This is a genomic window from Gluconobacter oxydans DSM 3504, assembly GCF_000583855.1.
GTDB lineage: Bacteria > Pseudomonadota > Alphaproteobacteria > Acetobacterales > Acetobacteraceae > Gluconobacter > Gluconobacter oxydans.
Genome location: NZ_CP004373.1, coordinates 1,545,329 through 1,569,357, shown reverse-complemented (window position 1 = coordinate 1,569,357; position 24,029 = coordinate 1,545,329). Strand labels below are relative to the sequence as shown.

Below are 24,029 nucleotides of genomic sequence, written 5' to 3'. Positions count from 1 at the left end.
GGAGGGCAGGATCATGCCTCGTGGAGACAAGTCAGCCTATACGGACAAGCAGAAACGTCAGGCAGAGCATATCGAGGAAGGCTACGAAAAGCGGGGCGTCCCGGAGAAGGAAGCCGAGCGCCGGGCCTGGGCCACCGTCAACAAGGAAGACGGTGGCGGGAAAAAGAGCGGTTCGGGCCGGAAGAACCATTCCTCGAAATAGATTTCCGGCCCAACGATCGATCAGGCCGCGTCCCAGGCAGCGCGGGCGGCATCCACGCCTGCGCCGCGGTTGAGTTTTACGCCTTCGCCGGCCAGCACGGAGTCGAGGGCGGCGAGCGTCAGCAGGACCTTGTCCTTACGGGCGTTGATGCCCATTGCCCCGATACGCCAGATCTTGCCAGTCAGCGGACCGAAGGACGAGACGATCTCAATACCGAAATCGTCGCGCATAAGCTGACGGATGCGGGCATTGTCCACACCGTCCGGCACCCAGACGCCCGTGACATTGCTCATGCGCGTGGCATCGTCGCCGTAAACCTTCAGGCCCATGGCGCGCAGTCCGGCGACCATGGCACGCCCTGCCCGCACATGACGGGCAACACGCGCCTCCACGCCCTCTTCCACGACCAGACGTGCCGTTTCGCGAGCAGCGTAGAGCATGGATGTGGCTTCGGTGTGATGGTTCATCCGCGCCGGGGACCAGTAGTTCATCAGCATCGCCAGATCGAAATAGTTCGACTGGATGACCGGGCCGTCGCCCTGCAGCTGGCCGGTGGCAATGCCAGCTTCGTCATGGCGGCGCTTGAGGATGGCAGCAACGGCGCGGTCGGACAGCGTGATCGGCGCGGAGCCCGGAGGGCCGTTCAGGCATTTCTGCAGACCTGCCGTGGCGACGTCGATGTTCCAGGCGTCGGTCTCGAAGGTCATGCCGCCGAGCGTGGCCGTGGCATCCACATAGAACAGCACATCATGTTTGCGGCAGATGCGGCCGATCTCTTCGAGCGGCTGGGCCGTTGTGGTGGAGGTGTCGCCATGAACACAGGCGACCAGACCGGGCTTGTGCTCGATGATAGCGGCTTCAATGGCAGCCGGAGCGACGACCTGCCCCCATTCGACGTCCACCGTGCAGGGAATACCGCCGCAGCGATGAACGATTTCCGTCAGCAGTAGACCGAAACGGCCAAAGCGCGGAATGACGACCTTCATGCCCGGCGAAACCAGCGACACCAGCGCGGCCTCAATGGCCGAGCGGGCAGAGCCGTTCACCAGCAGTGTCCAGTGGTTCTTCGTGCGGAAAACCTCGCGATACAGGGCCATGACCTCATCCATATAGGCGGTCATTTCCGGGTCCATCTGGCCGATTACGTCATAGGACATGGCGCGGAGGATGCGCGGGTGGACGTTGGTCGGCCCGGCCCCCATCAGCAGACGGGACGGCGGATCGAGCTGGGCGAAAGTTGCGGGATGGGTCATGACTGGAACTCCTTGACGAAGGCAAGCAGCGCGCGATGGGCGAGATCGACGTCTCCCACGCGGACGGTTTCATCGGGATGATGGCTCAGGCCGCCGGGGCTGCGGATGAACAGCATTCCCATCGGGCACAGATCGACCATGGCCATGGCGTCGTGGCCGGCGCCACTTAGAAGGCGCTGGGCCGGACGACCGGTGACGCTCGTGACAGCCCGCGCCAGACCTTCCACCAGTTCAGGTGCACAGGCCGCGGCAGGCAGATACTGGGGTGTGTCGAACGTGATCCGCAGACCGCGCCGGTCAGCGATGGCACGCAGATCGGTGCGGATGGCATCGGCCATGGCATCACGCGCCTCATTGGTTTCGGCCCGCATGTCGAGCGAAAAGCGGACTTCGCCGGGAATGACGTTTGACGTGTTTGGCGTGACGTCGATCTGACCCACCGTGGCAACCTGCGTCGTGCCGCCTGAGGCACCATTGCGTTCGACCGCCAGGATCATTTCAGCAGCAGCCGTCAGGGCATCCTGACGCATGGTCATGGGGGTCGTGCCCGCATGGTCGGACTGGCCGGTGACGGTGACACGCTGGCGGGTCTGGGCGGCGATGGCCGTGACGACGCCGATTTCGCCATCCGCGCTTTCAATCGCGGGACCCTGCTCGATATGGGGTTCGATATAGGCAACCAGTTCGTCGGGGCGACGGGCAGCTTCGGTCAGACGGGCGGGATCGAGGCCGTAGCGGATCATGGCGTCAGCCATGGTTATCCCGGACGCATCCGTCATGTTTTCGGGAATAGACTCGATCAGTCCGGCCATGGCGCGGGAGCAGATCATGGGAGCCGCAAAACGCGAGCCTTCCTCATCCCCGAAGCCCATGACTTCGATGGCGAATGGCAGGCGCATGCCTTCTTCATTCAGGGCAGAAACAAGCTCGATTCCCAGCATGACGCCCAGATTCCCGTCAAAGGCCCCGCCATTGCGGACGGTATCAAGATGGGAGCCGATCATCAGCGCCGGAGCGCCGGGCGTCATACCTTCATAGCGCCCGATCAGGCTCCCGGCCGCGTCCAGACGGGTGGTCAGCCCGGCCTCTTTCATCCACTGCGTAACCTGCGTGAGCGTGCGCTGATAGGCAGGACCGAGCCAGAAGCGGAACAGACTGCCCGGTGTCTCGCTGAACGGGACATCCGCGAGAATACGGCACCGCTCGACGGCGCGGGCTCCGTGGGCTGTCATGGGGGCTCCTGTCCGGGAGGTGTCAAGGAAGGGAAACTTTGCGCTCATAACGGAGTCAGATCAAGTTGACCTGCCAATAAATATGGTACCACATATTGGCATGAAAGATCAGATGCATCTCGATCCGTTCCATCTGCAATCCTTTCTGGCGGTCGCGGAAACGCTGCACTTCACATCCGCCGCGCAGAGCCAGGGGGTGAGCCAGTCCACCATCAGCCAGCATGTCAGCCGGCTGGAGGAGCAGCTTGGCACGCGCCTTCTGGCCCGCAGCACCAAGAGCGTCCGGCTGACGGAAGATGGCACGGCGCTGATCGGCCTGGCCCGGCAGCTTCTTCAGTGCGAGGACAGCATTCTCTCCCGTTTCCGTCAGGAAACGCCGCGCGGGACCATCCGGCTGGGTGTGACGGAAGACCTGCTTCTGACGCGGTTTCCCGAAATTCTGGGAACATTCCGCGCCTCGCATCCGTCGCTTCAGATCACCATGACGGTCGGTCTGTCAGCATATCTGGCCCGGCTTCTGGATCAGGGGGAGCTGGACGTCTGGTGCGGAATGCGGCGCACGACGGAGACTCGCGGGCAGAAACTCTGGACCGAGGACATGCGCTGGTATGCGCCTGCGGGGACGGAATTTCCGGCAGAGCAGTCCATTCCCCTCGTGACATTCCCCGATGGCAGCGTCACACGGCGCCTGGCGATCGAAACGCTCAACAAGGCCGGGCGGGCCTGGCATCTGGCCTTTACCAGCGGCAGTCTGGGCGCGCTTCTGGCGGCTGTGCGCGCCGGATATGGCGTGACGCCACAGCCGGCCTTTCTGCGCAATGCGGAGCATCTGCCCCATTGTGCCCCGGGCCTGCTGCCGGAAATGCCGCAGGTGGAGTTCATCGCCTCCACCCGTCATCAGACCGCGCAAGGCCCGGAAGAGCTGCTCATCCGGACGCTGTGCGCCCATATTCCACGCCTGCAACCCGATCTCCTGCCCCTGTAAGGACCCCTCTGTCATGCTGACTCCCAATGCCTTAGGCGGGATGGTTACGTCTCCGCATCATCTCGCCAGTCAGGCGGGGCTGGATGTTCTGCGCGAGGGCGGAACGGCGATTGAGGCGGTCGTGGCGACGGCCTCCACGCTGGCAGTGGTTTATCCGCACATGACCGGGCTAGGTGGCGATGCGTTCTGGCTGATCTGTTATCCCGACGGACGGACCGTGGCCATTGACGCCTGTGGCGCGCTGGCGATGGGCGCGGAGCACGCGCTCTATGCCGAGGCTGGACACACCACCATCCCCTGGCGCGGCGGTCTGGCGGCCAATACTGTGGCGGGAACGGTTTCGGGCTGGGAAACGGCACTGGAACTGAGCAGCGAGATCCGCGACCCGCTCCCACTGGACCGGTTGCTGCGCGATGCCATCCATTATGCCGAGCATGGGCGCGTGGTATCCGAAAGCGAGGGAGCACTTCTGGCGCAGAAACAGCCGGAGCTGATGTCGGACCCGACGCTGGCGCGAATCTGCTTTCCCGACGGAAAGCCCTGGACAGCGGGCAGTATCCGCAAATCGCCCGAACTGGCCCAGACACTGAGCATGCTGAACCGGGACGGCTTGCGCAGTTTCTATAACGGGCCGCTGGCGCGCAGTCTGGCCGCCGATCTTGCCGCAGCAGGCAGTCCAGTCCGGTCTCTGGATCTTCTGGCGCATCGGGCAGAGGTCAAGGAACCGCTGCATGTGCAGACCAGCGACGGCTTTCTTTACAATACCGCCCCTCCCACACAGGGTGTGGCGTCGCTTCTGATCCTGGCCCTGTCGGATCATCTGAGCCGTGCGGACGGGCCGGAGAGCTTTGCCCACGTACATGGTCTGGTCGAAGCCACCAAACAGGCGTTTCTCTACCGCAACCGTTATACGGATGGCAGCGAACACTCCGAGGCACTGGCCCGGGAGCTGCTGGCCGATCCGGCACGGCTGGAAGCGATGACGTCCCGCATTTCCATGACCCACGCCATGCCCTGGACGGAGAAAACGCAATGGGGCGACACGACCTGGATGGGTGCGATCGACCGCAATGGCGTCGCGGTCAGCATGATCCAGAGCCTGTATTTCGAGTTCGGCTCCGGCGTGATGCTGCCGCAGAGCGGACTGTTCTGGCAGAACCGGGGATCGTCCTTCCGGCTGGCCCATTCGGGCTGGAACATCCTGCGCCCCGGAGCCAAACCGTTTCATACGCTCAACCCCGCTGCCGCACGACTACGGGACGGCCGCACAATGGTCTATGGCACCATGGGCGGCGAAGGCCAGCCCCAGACACAGGCCGCGATCTTCAGCCGTCACGTCCGCTATGGCGTACCGCTTCAGGAAGCCATCTGCCGCCCGCGCTGGCTGCTCGGACGCACCTGGGGAGACGAAAGCCTGTCGCTCAAGGTGGAGCCGGGATTCAGTCCGGGCGTCATGTCGCAGCTTGAGGCGGCGGGGCATACGGTCGAGGCTTTGCCCACGCAATCCATCATCATGGGTCACGCCGGCGCGCTGATCCGCCACGAAAACGGACGCCTCGAAGGCGCGACCGATCCCCGCAGTGACGGGGCCGTTGCCGCGTGGTGAGAGCTCTGACCAGAAACCTGTTCGCGCAGGTCGTTCTGGCGACGGTTCTCGGGCTTGGCGCCGGACTATTCTTCCCGGCTCTCGCGGATGATGTGGGATGGATGACGGCGCTGTTCATGCGCCTCATCATCATGGCGGTCGGCCCGCTGCTGTTCTGTATCGTAACGCTCGGAATCCTCGGGGCCGGATCGCTGAAAACGGTCGGGCGACTGGGTGGACAGGCCCTGCTCTATTTCGAGATCATGACGACGCTCGCGCTTGGCGTAGCGGTCATGGTTGCGATGGGGCTCGGAATCGGCCGGGGTGTTGGGTTCGTGCCAAGTGCCGAAGATATGCGGATGATCGCGTCCTATGGCGGACATGCGCAGAGCCTGCGGGCCGGAGGCATCAGCGGATTTCTGCTCTCGCTCGTGCCGCGCACCCCAGCAGAAGCCTTCGCACAGGGGAACGTCCTCCAGATTCTGGTCTTCGCGATTTTCGCCGGATGCTGCCTGAGCGGCATGGGTGAGCGCGGCGCACCTCTGGTCCGGCTGATCGAAAGTGTTTCCGAACTGTTTTCGCGCATGATGGGCGTCATCATCCGCGTGGCTCCTCTGGGCGTGTTCGGCGCAATGGTGACGACAACGGCGCACTACGGACTGGAGACCATCGGGCATCTGGCCGGGTTCACAGCGCTATATTTTCTGCTGGTGGGGCTTTTTATCATGGGCGCACTGGGCGGTGGTCTGCGACTTGCGGGCGTCAGTCCGCTGCGGTTTGCGCGTTATTTCCGCGAAGAACTGCTGATCGTCGCCACGACCACGGCATCGGACGCGGTTCTGCCCAGCCTGATGACCAAACTTGAGAAACTCGGGGTGGAACGTCAGGTCGTGGGGATCGTGGTGCCCGCCGGGTATTCACTCAATCTGGATGCACTCTCGATCTATCTGGGACTGGCGGTAATCTTTCTGGCCAACGCTACCGGAACGCATCTGACAATCTGGCAGATCGCGACCCTGTTGGTAACAGCGCTCATCACGTCCAAGGGGGCGCATGGCATTCCGGGTTTTGCAATCGTCATTCTGGCAGCAACGCTGGCAAGCGTGCCATCCATTCCACCCGCAAGCCTAGTAATGCTTCTAGCGGTCGACTGGTTTGCGGGGATCGCGCGGGCGGTAGGCAACTTCGCAGGCAACTGCGTCGCCCCGGTTTTGATCGCGGCATGGGAAAAGCGCCTCGACCACACGAAAATGGCCGAGGCGCTGGGACGTTAATCAGATCAAACGGGCTTCCGCCAGTCCGTCCGTTTCCAGCTTTTCCGCCAGAGCAAAGAGCTGGTCCTCACGGCCCGGACGCGCGATCAACTGCGCACCGAGCGGCAGCCCCGGAACCTTCATCGGGACCGTCAGAACCGGGAAGCCCGCAAGCGTCAGGGGCTGCGTGTAAAGCCCCAGATTGGCACGGGCAGAGACCATCTTGCCGCCGATTTCGATTTCCGGCTGATCGAAACGCGGGGCCTCGCCGACAAGCGCCGGGGCCAGCAGAATGTCCGTCTTCGCAAAAGCTTCGTGCATCCGGTCGCGGAACCAGTGACGCAGGCGATGGGCCTGAAAGATCAGCGTGGACGGCAGAAGAGCCCCGGCCAGCAGACGGTCCCGGACAGCGGGATCATAATCTGCGGCCTGTGTGCGCAGGCGTTTGAGATGCTGCCCCGCCCCTTCGGAAGCGCTGATGACAAATGCCGCCGCACGCGCACGCGCCACTTCCGGGAGTTCGACAACATCGGTGGCTCCCAGCGCCATGGAGAGCGTATCGATCGCGGTCTGCATCGGCGCCGACATGTTCTCGCCGAACCATCCGCCCAGACGGGCAATGCGCAGACTGCTCACATCCACATCCGCCAGCGATCTGGCGCAGAGGGCCTCAAAACAGGCTTTCAGGCCGCCTGCACTGTCGGCAAACGGGCCAACCGTATCGAGGCTCGGCACGAAGGGATAACTGCCTTCAACCGACAGTCGTCCCTGCGTCGCCCGCAGACCCCAGATCCCGCAAAGCGATGCCGGAACGCGGATGGAACCGTTCGTGTCGGACCCAAGACCAATAGAGAACATCCGCGCTGCCACACCCGCGGCAGAACCGCCTGACGACCCGCCAGCCAGACGCTCGGGAGCATGCGGATTGCGGGTATTGCCGTAATGGGCGTTGATCGTGGCGAACCCGTAGGCAAACTCGTCCATGTTCGTCAGCGCAATGGGGATGGCCCCGGCCGCGATCATGTGAGCAACAAGTGTCGCATCCTGCGTGGCGGGCGGATCATTGGCGAGAACCTTCGACCCGGCCGTCGTGATTTCCCCCCGGACATCGAACAGGTCCTTGATGCCAAAAGGTACCCCGGCGAGCGGCCCCGGATCCTGCCCCTGCAGCACCAGGCGATCCACCCGCTCGGCAGCTTCCAGCGCACGGTGCATCAGGAGGCGCGTGACGCAGTTATAGTCTTTGTCCCGTGCCTCGATATCGGCCAGGGTCTTTACGGTCAGGTCGCGGGCGGAAACCTCGCCTTTGCGCACACTGGCCGCGAGCGCGAGGGTGCGCTGCTGAAGGCCGCTCATGGTTCGTACCGGCAGGCAGGTTCGAGGCGATCTGGCAGGTCCAGCCCTTCGATCAGCGCGCCGTAGCTGCGCAGAAGGTCAAGGTTGCTCCGCACGCCAGCATGAAATTCGGCAGGAATGGTCAGGCCATTCGCACGGGCAAGCACCGTGATTTCGGTATCATGGGGGTCTGTCATTATACGCACTCCGGTTGCCGGTTCTGCGGAAAGAATGACAACGCGCTCAGGCGCTGTCCAGCATCTGACGATCTCGAGAGCAGGGCCTTACGGCCTGATCCGGTAACGCCAGTCATTAAGAACGGTGACCAGGGTCTCATGCCACGGAATACGCGGCGTCCAGCCCAGTGCCTGACGGGCGGCAGCGGGATTGCCCTGCATGGACGGCAGGCCGGATGGACAGGGGATCGTGGCATCGACCTCAAGGGATGCGGAAATCCCGGCAACTTCCAGCAGATCATGCGCCATGGACCGCACGCTCCGGGTCACACCGGAACAGATGTTCAGAGCCGTTCCGTTCGGCAGAGGCTGGGGGAGAGCGAGCGCATCGATATAGGCGTCACAGGCATCGCGAACGTCGGTTATGTCAAAACCAGCATCCGGATGACCGACGGTAATGGCCGGGGCCTGCTGTCCTGCCTCGATCCGGGCGACCTGTGCCGCGAGAAACGGCAGAATGGCTTCTTCATCCTGTGCGGTTCCAGCCTGTGTGAAAGAGCGCAGACGCAGGCCATGCAGCCCTTCCTGACTCAGGTTTCCGATCGCCAGATCCGCTGCGGCCTTGCTGGACGCATAAGCATTCACCGGCGCGATGACGGCGGACTCGTCGAGCGGCTGCCCCGAGGAAAAGCTGGCGCCGTAAATCTCGGCAGTAGAGACAAACACGAAACTGGCCTGGGGAGCGTGGGTCTCAAAGGTTTCCGCCAGGATGAGCGTTCCATCCAGATTGACGGTCCAGGCCTCAGTATTTTCCGCTTTTGCGCGGGCAACCGAGGAGACGGCGGCCAGATGCAGACAGGCGTCAGGCTTTTCGTCTTTCACGAACCGTTCGACGGCGGCACGGTCCCGGATGTCCATCGGGTCCTCAAGCAGGACATGACCAGGAATACGGTCTTTCAGACGCGCCTTGAGATGCTGCCCGACGAATCCCTGCCCGCCGGTCAGCAGAATCCGCAGTCCCATTTCAGGACCGGAATGCGGAAAAACTGTCCGCAGGGAAAGAAGCTGAAACGATTGGCATGGGGCATTCTCCAGACAGAATGGGCCCGGGCCATCAGAAATGTCGGCCCACGCCATGCTGTTTTCGGCCACATCCCCCGACAGGGCAAGGGTCAAGCGGGAGCCGTCACGCGCAAACAGTCTTCCCGCCCAGATGCAGGCGAAGACCGACTCTTTTCAATGCGCTGGAATGACGGCGTCTTAACAGGTTTTTTACCGTTGTCGTGTTTGCTTGGGATCATACGGAACTGACGGATCTCAACTTTCCCATGCGGCACGCTTTTCGACATTCTGTTCGCACTCTGGGGCTGCTCGGGCTTTTGCCGGTCCTGTCAGCCTGTAATTCCCTCGCGCAGATGTCGGAGATCGGGCGGCCTCCCCGCATGACATCCATTACCGATCCCACACTGGCCAATTCCTACCGGCCCGTCACTATGCCGATGCCACCGCTTCAGGCGCCCCCCGACGAAGCCGCGAGCCTCTGGCGTTCGGGCAGCAAGGCGTTCTTCAAGGATCAGCGGGCGTCGCAGGTGGGTGATCTGGTCACGATCATCGTGGATATCACCGACAACGCCGCCTTCAACAACGGAACAACTGCCGACCGCACCGCTGACGAGAAATTCGGCATTCCCAATCTGTTCGGGATCAAGGGCAAGGTCATCAGCGCCATTACCGGAGCGGACAGCCTGAGCACCGCCAGCAGCAGCGATTCCGGCGCAACCGGCAAGATCACCCGCAACGAGACCGTGACCCTGCGTCTGGCAGGAACGATCACCCAGGTGCTGCCCAACGGCAATTTCGTCGTGATGGGAAAACAGGAAGTCCGGGTAAACAGCGAGTTGCGAGAGCTGGGGGTCAGCGGCATCGTCCGGCCACAGGATATCACTGCGGACAATACCGTGACGCATGACCGGATGGCGGAAGCACGGATTTCCTATGGCGGCCGCGGGACTCTCACGCAGCTTCAGACACCCCGCTATGGCCAGCAGGTCATGGACGCGATCCTGCCGTTCTGAACACAAAAAAGCCGGGGCAAAACCCCGGCTTTTTTATACTTCCAAGACGAATATCTTACTTAGCGGGACGTGACAGCAGCAGCGACCAGAGTTCAGCAACGTCCTTGGCAGGGCCATTGCCCTGCACGGAAGCAAAGGTCTTGATGGCTTCAGCCTTCTGGCCACCATCCATCTGCGCCATGCCGTATTCGACCTGAGCCAGATCCGGATAACGCGGGTTCTTGCTCAGACCCGTCTTCATCAGAGCCAGACCGGCATCGACCTGCCCGTTCAGCACCTGATTGTAACCAGCGGTCAGAGCCGGGCCTGCGTTCGGAGCAGAAGCGGCCTGCGTGACGGCAGAGGCGAGCTGGCTCCGGTTCGTTGCGGCCTGCTGGGCCACAAAGGCGTGGAACTTCGCGTCAGCCGCTGCGGTGGGACCATTGCCGAGCGAATGATTGGCATAACCCTGGTTCAGCAGGTTGAGTGCCAGCTGGGGCAGACCCATCTGGACGGCGCGCTCACCCATATCCTGATAATCGGACGGATCCTTGAGCACACCGGTCGCCAGACGCAGACGCTCGACATAAAAAACGAGCGGCGGCGAAAGATTCGGGTTTGCCACCAGATCGTGGATCAGCATCGACCAGTAGTCAGGCTTAGAATAATACTTGGCCAGCAGGACATAGGCATGCGTCTTCGCATCCGCGTCCTTCAGGTTCGTATAGGCCGTAGCCAGCATCTGGAGCTGGTTCTCAGGCGGGATCTTGCCAGCCTTGATCGTGGCGTCCACCTGCTCCTGAGCCGCCTTGGCGGTGCCTTTCCAGTCCTGCTGCAGGTAGTAGCACTGGATCAGCATCGTCTGCATGCGCGGGTCGGCGCCGTATTCCTTCAGATAACGCTCGGTCGCCGGAATGGCGCGGGCGTACTGCTTGGCGCTGTATGCCATCGTGGCCTGCGCCATCAGCATCTGGCCCTTGGCAGCCTTCGGCGTACGGGAGCTGCTGATCAGGACATCATAGGCCTTGATGGCAGCATCCGTGTTACCGGACTGCGCGGCGATGGCCGCACGCATCTGGGCCGTGGTGTAGGCTTCGTAATCAGTCTTGCCCTTGACCGCGTCCGCGGCGTCGACGGCTTCCATCGCCTTGGCATAATTCTTGGATGCCAGGGCGCTCTGGGCCTGCTGCAGATCCTTGCCCACGGCCTGGCCGAGGACATCGTCAGCATGTGCAGAGCCGGCAAGAGCGGCGATACCGAAAACACCGGCCAGCAGGAGATTACGGGCGCTCAGACGGCGGTAAAGGGACAAAGACACGAATTACTGTCCTTCCATGAACTGATCCAGACCGACAATCCCCAGCTTGGTCATGCCGAGACGCTGTGCATCTGCCATAACATGGGCCACCGTCTTGTAGTCGGCAAGACGATCGGGATGGATATGCATTTCAGGCTGGTCCGGCATTGCTGCGGCAGCTTCGAAATGGGCCTGAAGAGCGGCCTCGGACGTGATCGGCTCGTTGTTCCAGGAAATGCTATTGTCGTAGCCGATGCTGACGGTCACGAGCTTGGGTTGTTCGGTCGATGGGGGAGGATTGCCCTGGGGCAGATCGATCGCCACCGAGTGTGTCTGAAGCGGGATGGTGATGATCAGCATGATCAGCAGCACCAGCATCACATCGATCAACGGCGTGGTGTTGATATCGACAATGCCTTCGTCTTCGTGCGTGCTGTCAGATCCGACGCTCATGCCCATGACGGCGGTTCTCCAAAAGGGTGACGTGAAAGCAGGAACGGGCCGTTTCGTTCAAAACGGCCCGACACGACCTCAGTTCGAGTGAGGCTGCTCGGTAATGAAGTCCACGTGGGCGATCCCTGCTTCCTGGCAGGTTGCAACCACCTGGCCGACTGCCAGATACTTGGCAGCCTGGTCACCGCGGATCTGGATCTGCGGCTGCGGCTTTTTCTTTGCCGCCTCGACGAGGCGGTTCAGAAGTTCGGTGTGGTTCGGGACGAGTGTCGTGTCCCAGAACACCTGACCGTTCGCATTCACGGCCAGGACAACGTTGCCCGGCTTGGTCTGTGTCGGCTGATTGGCATCAACCGGCAGCTTGACCTTCACCGTATGCGTGGCGACGGGGATGGTGATCAGAAAGATGATCAGCAGCACCAGCATGACGTCGACGAGGGGGGTGGTGTTGATTGCCGACACCACCTCGTCGTCACCGCCGCCTCCTCCGACGTTCATTCCCATGGTATCAGACCCGCTCGCTGGTGGTGATGGTGGTCGGAACGGACATGCTGCCCTGCTCCGGGCTGACGCCGTGACGGAAGCCACCGATCAGGACGGACTGGATGTCGGCAGCGAAGTTGCGGACGCGGTCCATGGCACCCTTGTTGCGGCGGACGAGCAGGTTGTAACCCAGCACGGCCGGAACAGCGGTCGCAAGACCGATGGCCGTCATGATGAGGGACTCACCAACCGGACCGGCAACCTTGTCGATGGACGCCTGGCCGGAGATGCCAATGGCCGTCAGGGCGTGATAGATACCCCAGACCGTACCGAACAGACCGACGAACGGAGACGTGGAACCCACCGTACCAAGGAAGGCGAGGCCGCCCTGCATACGGGTGTTGATGGTGTCGACCGAGCGCGAGATGGACATTTCGGTCCAGGACGGCAGATCGATCGAGTCACGCATGGAGCCTTCGTGGTGCTCTGCGGCCACGATGCCCGTCTCGGCAATGTAACGGAACGGGGAAGACGGCTTCAGGGCAGCAGCACCGTCGTGAACGGACGGCTTGGTCCAGAACTCACGGGCAGCTTCCTTGGATGCCGCGAACAGACGGCCCTGCTCCAGGAACTTCATGACCATGATGATCCAGGTACCAGCGGACATGATGACCATGATGATCAGGACGCCACGGGCAATCGCATCACCATTGGCCCACAGGGCGCCAAGGCCATACGGGTTGCCCTGCGGAGCAGGAGCTTCCGGCGTTGCGGTTGCGCTCTCGCCCGGCGTTGCGGCCGCGGCAGGAGATTCGTCGGCCGGAGCCGTTGCCGGAGCTGCGCTGTCGGAAGGAGCGGCTCCTGCCGGAGCGCCGGCATCGTTAGGGGCGGCTGCAGCCGGAGCACCTGCCGGATCGGCGGACGTCGTCGGGGCAGCCGGGTTGGAAGAGGGATCCACCGGAGCCGCTGCGGGAGCACTCTGGTCGGCCGGAGCCGGCTGGGCGAAAGCGACGGCCGGTGCAACGGCACCGGAAGCCAGGGCCAGCGTCAGAGCCAGTGCGCTGGCCCGGACGGCACGCGCCTTCGTCGGAACGGCAAGGGCAGGAAGGCGGAACAGTCTGGTCATGAACTCCATATCCTCGTTAGAGATGCCCGTTTTCGGAGCTTTCTGGGTTGTCGGCCATATGGAGACCGGCCCTTTTCTGAGCCCTGCCAGGCTTGGAGAACCTGACAGGGCAATTCTGTTTGACGGCAATCGAAAGATCAGTCGTCGCCCATCGTAAAGTCGATGTGCAGCACGTGATGATGCTCTGTTACCGGAGCGCCGTTCACGACGGCGGGCTGGTAACGGGCCCGACGAAGGAAGTCGAGCGCACTTTCCACGAACTCGTGTCCACCGCTTGAGCTCACAATGGTGCAGTTCGCCGTCTTGCCTGTCGGAAGAATGTCACACGATGCGGTCACATGACCCTCGCGATTTTCTTCCATGGCTTCGTCCGGATAGACTGCCTGTGCGCCGTTGATCGGTCGTGCACCAGCCGAATGATCGGGAACTGCGTCAGCCGGCGGACCCTGCGGCGGAGCCGGAACGGGCTCTGGCGACGGAGTCGGGCTGGGCGGCACCGGATGCGGCGGCTTGACATGCGTGACCCGCTGGACCGCTTTCGGCGGCGGCGGAACGCTGATCTTCGGCGGCGGAATGTACGGCGGTGGCGGCTGTTCCATCTGCGGCGGCGGCGGCGGCGGTGGCGGCGGTGGCGGCTTGGGCTGTTCCTTGATGACTTCCGTCTTGATAGGCGGCTTTTCCTGGACCAGCTTGCTCACGGCACCGCTCATGAGCGCATAGATCACGGCGCCCATAGCCAGCACGGCCACGACGATCGCGACAATGTAGTCTGTCGGCTTGCGCTGCTGTGCGGCGTAGCTCTTCATGTCGAAACCTTCTTACCCCTCACTGACACCGGCGTTGATCCACATCTGCCGGGTGCGGTGCCCCCGATTTCTGTGTTTCCATCGGGTTCCCTCACCGCAGACCCATAAAATGCGTCACATGCTTTGAGAACATACCCGATATGCTGATTGGGCAGTCTAACCCCCCTGCTGTCAAGCGGGTTATTGCCTTTATCGAAACGATTTTTTCATAATGACGACATATTCTTCGGTTCTGGCTATCGTCGTATGACCAAAAATATCGCAGAGAATCACCGTAACGCAATTTCTCTCTGCCCATTGTGACAGATTTCATAAAAAAACAGGGTGTCAGAACGGTTTTTCCGTTCTGACACCCTGCAGGACCCTGATTGCAGCCCCTCTTTCTGCCCTACTGGGCCGAGGCGCTGGCTTCGGAGCGGGTCGCTCCCACACTCTGGGCCAGAGAGGCCGACATGAAGTCGTCCAGAGCACCATCGAGCACGGCGCCCGGGTTCCCCTTCTCCACCCCCGTCCGCAGATCCTTGACCAGCTGGTAAGGTGCCAGGACGTAGGAACGGATCTGGTGGCCCCAGCCGATATCAGTCTTTGAGGCTTCCGTCTGGGCAGCCGCAGCCTCGCGCTTCTGGAGCTCCGCCTCGTACATGCGGGCCCGCAGCATTTCCATGGCCTTGGCACGGTTGCGGTGCTGCGACCGGTCCGTCTGACAGGCCACCACAATCCCTGTGGGGATATGGGTGATCCGGATCGCCGAATCCGTCTTGTTGACGTGCTGTCCACCCGCACCGGATGCCCGGAACGTATCGACGCGCAGGTCCGAATCGTTGATGTCGATCTCGATCGAATCATCGACGACCGGATAGACCCAGACGGATGCAAACGACGTCTGGCGACGGGCTGCCGCATCGAAGGGCGAAATCCGGACCAGACGGTGCACGCCGGCCTCAGTCTTGAGCCAGCCATAGGCATTAGGGCCGCTCACCTGGATGGTGGCGGACTTGATGCCGGCCTGTTCGCCTTCACTACCTTCGATGAAGGTGACCTTGTAGCCATGCTGCTCGGCCCAGCGCGTATACATGCGCAGGAGCATCTCGGCCCAGTCCTGGGCTTCCGTGCCACCGGCGCCCGCATTCACCTCGACGTAGCAGTCATTGCTGTCCGCTTCGCCCGAGAGCAGGCTTTCGATTTCGCGCTTGCGAACGTCCTCGGCAATGGCGCGCAGGGTCTGCACGGCATCCTGGACGAGACTTTCGTCTCCTTCCATTTCCGCCAGTTCGACCAGTTCGAGCGTACCTTCGACCTCGGATTCGATCCGCTGGACACCTTCAATCTGGTTCGCCAGCGTTGTCCGCTCGCGCATCAGCTTCTGGGCAGCGTCCGCGTCATTCCACAGGTCGGGATCTTCAACGCGGTGGTTCAGTTCCGCGAGGCGTGTTGTTGCGACATCCCAGTCAAAGATGCCTCCTCAGCAGTGCCACCGACTGCTTGATCTGCTCTGAAAGGGCCTCGGTTTCGGCCGACATAATGTCCTCCACTGAAAGGGCGGCCTGTCACCGCCCCATTCGGTCTGTTCTGGTGCGTCTTAGTATAGGCCGCCCACGCCGATGTCACCATCAGACGGAGCAGGTTTCTGGGCCTGCCCCGGAACTGCGGCCGTGCCGCTTCCGGGGGTAGTTCCAGCCATTCCCCCGCCCTGACCGGGCGTCTGGGCCATATCGCTTTCGGAATCGGAAATCACACTGTCCGCGCCCGTATCGGCGGCGGTCAGGGCTTCCGTGCCTGCGCCGAAGCCATGCAGTTCGACGGAAGCGCCCGGAACCTGATCGGTCTTGAAACCATCCACCGCGGAGATGCGTCCCGTGTCGTAGCTGGCCAGCGTGATGCCGTCAGGCACCCGGAAATCCAGCTTCGGACGGCTGGAAAGCGCCACCTTCATGATCTTGTTCCAGATCGGTCCGGCAACACGGCCGCCATCCGAATTGCGGCCCAGCGTCTGGGGCGTGTCGAAACCGACCCAGACAACCGTGACGATATCGGGCGAGAAGCCGGCGAACCAGGCGTCATGGAAATCCTGACTGGTGCCCGTCTTGCCCGCAATGGGACGGTCAATGCCAACGCCTGCCATACGACCAGTCCCGCGGGCGATCACGTCCTGCATCATCTTTACGATCTGGAACGTGCTCTGCTCGCTGGCGAGAACCGGCCGCACATCCGTCAGGGCCGGAACAGGCACACTGCTCGGCGGAGGAACCGCCGGTGTTGCGGAAGGAGTTGTGGTGGCTGTCGCCGGGACGGGCGGCGTCGTGCCATCCGTGGGAACTGGCTGTTCGGCAGGGGGAGCCTGCATGGCGGTACCGAGCTTCAGGCCACCCGCCTGCCACAGGACAGTGCCTGCACGGTCCTGGATGTCGTCCACGAGGGTCGGTGTGACGATATGGCCGCCATTGGCGATCGTGGCGTAGGCCGCAGCCTCGCGCATGACGGTGGTTTCAACAGCGCCAAGGGCGGCAGGCAGCACATGGGGCATCTGTGCCACCAACCCGGCCCGGATAGCCGTATCGGCAACGGCCTTCATGCCGAGATGGGCAGCCACTCGGATCGTGACGAGGTTACGGCTTTCACGCAGCGCGTCATGCAGCGTGGTGGGGCCCCAGTTATCGTGCTCGTAGTTCTGGGGATGCCAGTCACCATAGGAAACCGGCGAATCGTCGAAGCGCTCGGAGGGGGAAATCCCCTTTTCCATGGCAGCCAGATAAACGAACGGCTTGAAGGACGATCCGGGCTGACGCAGGGCCTGCGTCACACGGTTGAACTGGCTCTCATGGAACGACCAGCCGCCAACCATCGCCAGAACACGGCCCGTATGGACGTCCAGCGTGACAGCAGCGCCTTCAACCTGCGGGATCTGGCGCAGGGCGGCGGAGCCGCCTTCCTGCGGTTCGATCATGATAACATCACCGGCCCGGAGCGGATGCATCCGGCGCGCCCAGGCAATATCCGTCGCAAGAAGTGCGCCCTTGCGGGCCGTACCTTCCTCGATCCAGCCCACATGCGTCGCCCCAGGCAGCACGACGGCCAGACGCCACTCACGCAGCATACCGCCCGGAGGCGTGACGTGATCGAGAACGCTTTCCCAGCCATCATCCTGAATGTCCGGCAGGTTGCGCAAAGGCCCCCGCCAGCCGCTGTGAACGCGGTCGTAGTTCATCAGGCCTTCATGCAGAAGGCGCGTCTCAGTAACCTGAAGGCTCTGGTCGAGGCTGGTATGGACTTCCAGCCCGCCCTGAGCCGCCCGTTCCTGCCCGTACTGGGCGATGAGCTGCCGGCGGACTTCCTCGCCAAACCATTCGGAATCCGGCAACGGCCCGAAACGCTGCTTCTGCTGCGGGACCAGCGGCTCCTGCTTTTCCTGATCAGCCTGCTGGCGTGTCAGCACACCAGCCTCAACCATCAGGTCCAGCACGAGGTTACGCCGCGCCATCGCGGCCTGCGGGTGCAGGAACGGATTGTAGTTCGTGGGCGACTTGGGAAGAGCAGCCAGTGAGGCCGCCTCGGCATCATCGAGCTGGTCAAGCGGCTTGTTGAAATAGCTCTGAGCCGCCGCTGCGACACCATAGGCTCCGTTCCCAAGATAGATGCCGTTCAGGTAAATCTCGAGAATCTTGTCCTTGGACAGCACCTGCTCCATTTTCATGGCGAGCAGGGCTTCCTTGATCTTGCGGTCGAAGCTCAGGACGTTGCTGTTGAGCAGCATGACCTTCGCGACCTGCTGGGTGATGGTCGAGGCCCCCAGCGGACGGCGGCCATGACGCGCAAAGATATCCGTCAGGCCCGCACGACCGATCGCCATGAAATCCACACCGCCATGCGTGTAGAAATTATGGTCTTCGGTCGCGATGAAGGCATTCTTCACCCGCTCGGGGATGGCGTTGATCGGCACGAAAATCCGGCGTTCGTTCGCCAGTTCCGCCATCAGACGGTCATCGGAAGCATAGATGCGGCTGACGGTCGGCGGCTGATAGGCGCGCAGACTGTCCACGCTGGGCAGATCCGCCACCAGCTTGGCATAGGTCGTCCAGCCCAGAACCCCTGCCCCGGCGATCCCCACCAGCCCTACACCGGCGATGATCGCCAGGGACTGCCGGTAGCGGCGGAAACGGGGAGGACGGGGCGGCGTGGCGCCAGGACCCTGTGGATTGCCAGAGTCCTGGGGATTACGGGAGCGGAAGGAACGTCGCGTCATGACTTCTGCATAGCATTGTTCCGCATCCGCCGTCGCCCCCGTCTAAAAGGGTCATTTCGTGACAAAGATGCAGGTCTGGGACAGGCGGAATTTCCGCGTTTCATCAGCCAAGCAGACGCCCGACCATCCGCGCGGTGTAGTCCACGACCGGCACGATACGCCCGTAGTTCAGACGGGTCGGCCCGATCACGCCAATGGCGCCTACGATCTTCTGGGCCTCGTTGCGGGCCGGGGCCACGATCATGGACACGCCCGACATGCCAAACATGCCACTTTCGCGTCCGATATAGATCCGCACCCCTTCGGACGCATCCGCCAGTTGCAGAAGCTGGAGCATGGTCTCCTGCGTTTCCAGATGGTCGAACAGCATCCGGATGGTGGTCAGGCGTTCGATCTCGGTGATGTCGGCCAGCAGCTTCCCCTGCCCTTTCACGAACAGCGTCCCGCCATCGGCATCCCATGTCGCCAACCCGCTCTCGATCACGCTGGCGGTCAGCGTATCCAGTTCGTGACGGCTGGCATCCATTTCCGTCCGGATCCGTTCGCGAAGATTGCCGAGCGTCAGATCACCGAGACGGGAATTGAGGTAGTTCCCCGCCTCAACCAGCGCCGAGGGCGGAACACCGGGCGGTGTCTCGATGATACGGTTCTCCACCTGCCCGTCCGAACCCACCAGAATAACCAGCACCCGCCCCGGACCCAGCGCCACGAACTCGATATGCTTGAGCGTGGCATCTGATTTCGGAGCGAGCACCAGTCCGGCCGCAGAGGACAGGCCCGACAGCAGGGACGACGCTTCGGAAAGAATGTCCTGATAAGAGCGGCCATGGATATCGAGGCGGCTGTCGATGCTCGCCCGGTCTTCTTCCGTCAAAGAACTGAACTGGAGCAGACCATCCACGAACAGGCGCACGCCTTTTTCGGTGGGCAGCCGTCCGGCCGAGACATGGGGGCTGAACAGCAGTCCGGCACGGGCCAGTTCCGCCATGACATTGCGGATGGTGGCCGGGGACAGGCTGGGCTGCAGGCGCTGGGCCAGGGTCTGGCTGCCGATGGGTTCGCCGGTTTCAACATATTCCTCGACGATTTCCCGCAGGATCGCGGCTTCCCGATCTCCCAGTCCGTGGGGCATCGGGATAGAGGGGCGGAACAGGGGAGACTGGGGTCGCATCATGGTAAAACCAACTGTCGGGGCTGGATGCCTTCACGTCAAACGCGGTAGAGGCGGCACATATTCTGCCACAGGATCTTTTTACATGACTGACACCGCAGGCAAGCGTCCTTCAGGACGTGCGCCGGATGAAAACCGCACTGTTTCGATCGAAACCGGCTTTGCCCGCCACGCCGAAGGCTCGGCCCTCATCCGCGTCGGCGGGACGGAAGTCCTGTGCACGGCCACGATCGAAGACCGCGTGCCGCCCTTCCTGCGCAACAAGGGACAGGGCTGGATCACGGCGGAATACGGAATGCTCCCACGCGCCACGCACAGCCGGGGCCAGCGCGAAGCCGCCAAGGGCAAGCAGTCCGGCCGCACGCAGGAAATCCAGCGCCTGATCGCACGTTCGCTGCGCGCCTGCGTGGATCTGAAAAAGATCGGCGAGCGGACCATCACGCTCGACTGCGACGTGCTGAATGCGGATGGCGGCACGCGCTGCGCGTCCATCACGGGCGCCTGGGTCGCGCTTTCTCTGGCCCTAAAAAAAGCAAAACGCTCCCAGGCCCTGACGGCACAGGTCGCGGCGGTCTCCTGCGGGCTGACGGATGCCGGAGCCGTGCTGGATCTGGATTACATCGAGGACAGCAGCGCACAGGCCGATACGAATTTCGTTCTGACGGCAGATGGTGGCATCATCGAAATCCAAGGGACGGCCGAGGACAAGCCGTTTCAGGAAAGCGAATTCTTCGAACTTCTGCGGCTGGCGAAGCTCGGCACGGCCCGACTGTTCGAAGCCCAGAACAAGGCGCTGGAGACTGCATGATGCGTAAACTTTCCCCCGGTTCAAAGATCGTGCTTGCCAGCCACAATGCTGGCAAGCTCCGCGAGTTCTCCACCCTGCTGGCCGAAAGCGGAATCACCGTAATCTCGGCCGCAGAACTGGATCTGCCCGAGCCGGAAGAAACGGAAGAGACCTTCACCGGCAATGCCGCCATCAAGGCGCTGGCCGCAGCCCGGGCCTCCGGACTGCCCGCGCTGGCGGATGATTCCGGGTTCTGCGTTTCAGCGCTGGACAACCGACCGGGTGTCTATTCCGCGCGCTGGGGTGGGCCGACCAAGGACATGCAGGTCGCGATGGAGCGTGTGCACCGGGAGATGGGCGATAACCCGGATCATCGGGCGTTTTTCGTAGCCGCCCTATGCCTGGCCTGGCCGGATGGCGAGACACGGACCGTACAAGGCGAATGTCACGGCACCGTCGTCTGGCCGCCACGGGGCGATCATGGACACGGTTACGACCCGATGTTCGTACCGGAAGGCGAAAACCGGACGTTCGCGGAGATGGCAGAAGTCGAAAAGAACGCCGTGAGCCACCGCGGACGGGCTTTGACGGCATTTCTGAAGGACTGTGTGGACAACATTTCAAGTAAAGTGTCGGTAACTCCCTGATGTAGTAGGCGATACCCGTCTCACACAGGATTAAATTATGCGGCGCACTAAACAGGCTTTTTCCACCTGGAAGCTGCAATCAGGTTTCGGGGCCATGACGCTATGGACCGGCTATTATGCCTGTTTGTTTCCAAACATGTTTCATGCGATGCTGTGACCCGCCATTCACAAAGTAAAGCGCGCGCGAACCAATGCTGAAAATTCTGGTCAGCCACAATTTGAAAGTCTTCCATGTGGAAGGAGAGCGCATCGTTCAGCGCGATCTTTCAAACATTACACGTCCTGAAGATGTTCTTTGTTTTTATGACAGAAACGGCCTCCAGGGCTTCTGCACGCTGGGAGATTCAGATCGCTGGCTGGATCTTGAAACACTGACCATCACGCGTGCCATCCCCACTGTTGCGATAACGTCCGAGTATCATGGCAATGGGCATTACAGCTTTCAGTACGGTGGCAGATTTGGCCGGGCCAACCATCTCGGCGGTCTTGATTTCGTTGCCGAGCACCGCAACCTCTGGGAAACATTCAAGCTTCTCGATATCGAGACCTTTTATGCCGCCAGACGGGTTGCCAGCCATCGCTGGGTCCTGGGGGGCAGCGACACCATCGTAAAGCTGAATCTCCGGGAGTCGAATTTCGACCACGTCACTTTCGGAGAAAAGAAGCTTCCAATGGAAGCGTTCTTCAACAGCGCCGCAGCCACGAAACACCTGCCCCGCTTCATATTTTTCGACGACTGGAAAGTTCATGAAGCGTTTCTGCTCAATCCCGCCATCGTCCTCGTCGTTTTTGGGCATGGGGTGGCTCTTCAGCAGTATTGTGAATGCATCCGTAGCATTGGGTCGCTGGCAAAATATGACGGCACGATCCTGATCGTCAGCAACATCGAAGCGGACCATCTGAAAGGTCTGGCACCAGAGGCCCTTCGCAGCCAGATCCAGGTCATTCCGATGCAGGGCTCGGACCAGCTCGACTATGTCGGAGCCCGTCTGACGATCTTCAACACGTCATTACTCGATGAATACCAGCCCATCCTGTATTCGGATGTCGATATCGTTTTTGACCGCCCGATCGAACCCTTCCTTGTCGAAGCGATCAAAGCCCGGCGATGCAGCGCACAGATCGAGCCTTTTCACCAGATCGCCACATCGGAACACACAGGATCCACCCTCGTGCAGGCCGATCCTTTCACATGCGAAGGACTGCATGGCTTCAATGGCGGCCTTCTTCTGGTACCGAACATGGCAGATCATGCCCGCTACATCAGAGCCGCCTATCAGACACTGGTCCGCTACACATCTGAGCATGGTCGCAAATCAATCCCGTTCTATGACCAGAGCGTGCTGAACTATACGCTGTACAAACTCGACGATTTCGATGGCGAGCCCGTCAGTGCACACACGCAGATAGGCGGTTACGACCATCCCACGGACCCTGCCTATCCCCGTGGTTTCATCCACTTCTGGAATACCGCAGAGAAACACCTGGCCATGCGAGCTTACATCGACGAAGCCGAGAAACTTAGCCAGGCATAAGGAAAGCACGGGCTTCCGAAAAACATCCCGGAAGCCCGGATTTTCCGAACTCGATTATTATTTTAACAGTATGTTTTAATTCTGAAGTATTTTTATATTTTATTGAGGTTTTGTTATTAGTTTTCGTTAACCCCATGTTTCATGTTACCCTGCACGCACCTGAAACAAAAAAGGGATCGTCATGGGGAATGTGACAGCACTGTTTGCGGATGCATTTATATTTGTCCTTATTCCGTGGGGACTGTGGCAGCTGCTCAGACGCTCCATTCCGATTGCCATCCTGCCCATTCTGGTCGGCATTCTTCTGGCGGTCCTGCATTTTCCCGCCTCGAGCATTGGCATTCCTTCGCTTTACGGCGATTACATCGGCTGGCTGGCCGTTCTGGTGCTGGCGTTCACCGCAGGGCTGGAAATGTGGCAGAACCCGACCCATTCGCCCGAAGCCGCAAACCTGCCCTCCCCAACGCTGGGCCGCCTTCTGTGCGGCGCACTGGTCGCGCTGGGAATTCCATTCATCATCGGCACCGTTCTGGTCAAACTGTTCTTCCTGCCGCTGCATGGCTGGCAGGCAGCCCACGGGAATGGCTGGATCGGAGCCATGTCGATCGGACTGTGCATTTCCGTCAGTGCCCTGCCGGTTCTGATCGGGATCGTACGTGAACTGGAACCCGTGTACCGGCCCGTCGGGCAGCTTGCCCTGAAGCTTGCGGTTGTGGACGATGCCGCGCTCTGGATCGGGCTGGCCATCCTGCAGTTTGCAGCACGCGGACCTGACGCTTTACATGGCTGGACCGGTTTTGAAGGGCTGGCCGTCCTGCTGCTGATCGGCATGGCCTTTCTCAGCAGTTGGGCCACGCGAAACCTTAAAAACCCGCCGATCTGGGTGATCTGGGCGGCTGTCCCCGCTTACCTCGCCGCAGGGTCCTGGGCGAGCCATGAACTGGGCCTACATGAGTTAATAGGCGCCTATTTCGCGGGCGCGCTCATGCCACCACGCTGGGTCCGTCGCCTGCCTGTCGAGGCGGTGGGCACGTTCTCCCTGATCTGGCTGGCCCCCATGTTCTTCGGCCATAGCGGCCTTCGGATCGACGGCGATGCGCTGACCTGGCCGTCGGTCATAGCCTCGCTCCTGCTGGTGGTCATCGCAATCGTCACGAAGATCCTGGCCGTCTGGATCTTCCCGCCCGCACCGGGCCTGACGCACCGGCAGGCACTGGGGATAGGCTCACTGTTGCAGTGCAAAGGGCTGATGGAAATCGTGGCAGCGACCATCCTCCATGCCCATGGCATGATTTCGGAATTCGCCTTCGCATCCCTGATGGTTCTGGCCGTGATTTCCACGACCCTGACGGGACCAATGTTCCGGCTGGTGTCAGGGCGTTCGCACGCCCAAACCGCCGGATAACCGT

22 protein-coding genes are annotated in these 24,029 nt (G+C 61.6%); 9 read left to right on the top strand and 13 right to left on the bottom strand.

Translation table 11 applies throughout. The features are described from left to right. Positions 1–13 precede the first annotated feature (13 nt). A complete protein-coding gene (locus GLS_RS07005) occupies positions 14–202 on the top strand; it encodes a hypothetical protein (protein WP_041111686.1) in 189 nt (62 codons plus the stop codon). Positions 203–222: 20 nt separating this feature from the next. Here GLS_RS07005 and GLS_RS07000 read toward each other — a convergent pair whose 3' ends face one another. After that, positions 223–1,455, bottom strand: a complete 1,233-nt coding sequence (locus GLS_RS07000) for a pyridoxal-phosphate-dependent aminotransferase family protein (protein WP_041111685.1) — start codon at positions 1,453–1,455, stop codon at positions 223–225. Beyond that, a complete protein-coding gene (locus GLS_RS06995) occupies positions 1,452–2,687 on the bottom strand; it encodes an allantoate amidohydrolase (protein ID WP_041111684.1) in 1,236 nt (411 codons plus the stop codon). Before GLS_RS06995 ends, GLS_RS07000 begins: the two co-directional genes overlap by 4 nt. Positions 2,688–2,787: 100 nt before the next feature. Between GLS_RS06995 and GLS_RS06990 the strand changes: the two genes are divergently transcribed. Genes GLS_RS06990 through GLS_RS06980 form a run of 3 tightly spaced genes read left to right on the top strand, consistent with a single transcriptional unit; the run spans position 2,788 to position 6,531 of the window. Further along, positions 2,788–3,672: a LysR family transcriptional regulator gene (locus GLS_RS06990; protein WP_041112748.1), complete on the top strand. Its 885-nt coding sequence runs from the start codon at positions 2,788–2,790 to the stop codon at positions 3,670–3,672. A 13-nt stretch (positions 3,673–3,685) separates the two neighbouring features. Then, a complete protein-coding gene (locus tag GLS_RS06985; protein ID WP_193363800.1) occupies positions 3,686–5,278 on the top strand; it encodes a gamma-glutamyltransferase family protein in 1,593 nt (530 codons plus the stop codon). Then, a complete protein-coding gene (locus GLS_RS06980; RefSeq protein ID WP_041111683.1) occupies positions 5,272–6,531 on the top strand; it encodes a cation:dicarboxylate symporter family transporter in 1,260 nt (419 codons plus the stop codon). Before GLS_RS06985 ends, GLS_RS06980 begins: the two co-directional genes overlap by 7 nt. Here GLS_RS06980 and GLS_RS06975 read toward each other — a convergent pair whose 3' ends face one another. The 3 genes from GLS_RS06975 to GLS_RS06965 all read right to left on the bottom strand — a co-directional run bounded on the left by GLS_RS06975 (position 6,532) and on the right by GLS_RS06965 (position 9,038). Further along, positions 6,532–7,866: an AtzE family amidohydrolase gene (locus GLS_RS06975; RefSeq protein WP_041111682.1), complete on the bottom strand. Its 1,335-nt coding sequence runs from the start codon at positions 7,864–7,866 to the stop codon at positions 6,532–6,534. It lies immediately after the preceding gene. Beyond that, a complete protein-coding gene (locus tag GLS_RS06970) occupies positions 7,863–8,042 on the bottom strand; it encodes a DUF4089 domain-containing protein (protein WP_041111681.1) in 180 nt (59 codons plus the stop codon). Before GLS_RS06970 ends, GLS_RS06975 begins: the two co-directional genes overlap by 4 nt. An 87-nt stretch (positions 8,043–8,129) precedes the next feature. After that, a complete protein-coding gene (locus GLS_RS06965) occupies positions 8,130–9,038 on the bottom strand; it encodes a GDP-mannose 4,6-dehydratase (protein WP_052327635.1) in 909 nt (302 codons plus the stop codon). 311 nt (positions 9,039–9,349) lie between these two features. Here GLS_RS06965 and flgH point away from each other — a divergent pair, with 311 nt between their 5' ends. After that, positions 9,350–10,096 carry a flagellar basal body L-ring protein FlgH gene (gene flgH, locus GLS_RS06960; protein WP_011252844.1) on the top strand — a complete coding sequence of 249 codons (747 nt, stop codon included), beginning with the start codon at positions 9,350–9,352 and terminating at the stop codon, positions 10,094–10,096. 55 nt (positions 10,097–10,151) lie between these two features. On the opposite strand, the gene GLS_RS06955 is transcribed toward flgH, so the two are convergent. The 8 genes from GLS_RS06955 to hrcA form a co-directional block, all read right to left on the bottom strand. Further along, entirely contained in the window at positions 10,152–11,393 is a 1,242-nt protein-coding gene (locus GLS_RS06955) for an outer membrane protein assembly factor BamD (protein ID WP_041111680.1), read from the bottom strand. 3 nt (positions 11,394–11,396) lie between these two features. Further along, positions 11,397–11,831, bottom strand: coding sequence for an ExbD/TolR family protein (locus tag GLS_RS06950; RefSeq protein ID WP_011252842.1), 435 nt, complete (start codon positions 11,829–11,831; stop codon positions 11,397–11,399). Positions 11,832–11,903: 72 nt separating this feature from the next. After that, positions 11,904–12,329: an ExbD/TolR family protein gene (locus GLS_RS06945; protein WP_011252841.1), complete on the bottom strand. Its 426-nt coding sequence runs from the start codon at positions 12,327–12,329 to the stop codon at positions 11,904–11,906. 4 nt (positions 12,330–12,333) lie between these two features. Continuing rightward, complete coding sequence (locus GLS_RS13110) at positions 12,334–13,434, bottom strand: MotA/TolQ/ExbB proton channel family protein (RefSeq protein ID WP_062368197.1); 1,101 nt, start codon at positions 13,432–13,434, stop codon at positions 12,334–12,336. A 137-nt stretch (positions 13,435–13,571) separates the two neighbouring features. Beyond that, positions 13,572–14,240 (bottom strand): energy transducer TonB, encoded by a 669-nt coding sequence (locus GLS_RS13575; protein WP_011252839.1) that lies wholly within the window; start codon positions 14,238–14,240, stop codon positions 13,572–13,574. Positions 14,241–14,628: 388 nt separating this feature from the next. Next, a protein-coding gene (prfB, locus tag GLS_RS06930; protein ID WP_098049516.1) for a peptide chain release factor 2 occupies positions 14,629–15,760 on the bottom strand; the annotation gives its coding sequence in 2 pieces (ribosomal slippage) (positions 14,629–15,690 and positions 15,692–15,760; 1,131 coding nt in all). A 59-nt stretch (positions 15,761–15,819) separates the two neighbouring features. Next, on the bottom strand, positions 15,820–18,480 hold the full coding sequence (locus GLS_RS06925) for a penicillin-binding protein 1A (RefSeq protein WP_041111679.1): 2,661 nt from the start codon (positions 18,478–18,480) through the stop codon (positions 15,820–15,822). 103 nt (positions 18,481–18,583) lie between these two features. Further along, entirely contained in the window at positions 18,584–19,654 is a 1,071-nt protein-coding gene (gene hrcA, locus GLS_RS06920; protein WP_041111678.1) for a heat-inducible transcriptional repressor HrcA, read from the bottom strand. An 82-nt stretch (positions 19,655–19,736) separates the two neighbouring features. Here hrcA and rph point away from each other — a divergent pair, with 82 nt between their 5' ends. From rph to GLS_RS06900, 4 genes are all read left to right on the top strand, one after another. Continuing rightward, positions 19,737–20,459, top strand: coding sequence for a ribonuclease PH (rph, locus tag GLS_RS06915; protein ID WP_041111677.1), 723 nt, complete (start codon positions 19,737–19,739; stop codon positions 20,457–20,459). Continuing rightward, a complete protein-coding gene (rdgB, locus tag GLS_RS06910; protein WP_041112744.1) occupies positions 20,459–21,085 on the top strand; it encodes an RdgB/HAM1 family non-canonical purine NTP pyrophosphatase in 627 nt (208 codons plus the stop codon). Before rph ends, rdgB begins: the two co-directional genes overlap by 1 nt. Before the next feature lie 191 nt (positions 21,086–21,276). Next, complete coding sequence (locus GLS_RS06905; protein WP_041111676.1) at positions 21,277–22,620, top strand: glycosyltransferase family protein; 1,344 nt, start codon at positions 21,277–21,279, stop codon at positions 22,618–22,620. Between the two features lie 181 nt (positions 22,621–22,801). Then, positions 22,802–24,025: a cation:proton antiporter gene (locus tag GLS_RS06900; protein ID WP_041111675.1), complete on the top strand. Its 1,224-nt coding sequence runs from the start codon at positions 22,802–22,804 to the stop codon at positions 24,023–24,025. The last annotated feature ends 4 nt before the right edge of the window (positions 24,026–24,029 follow it).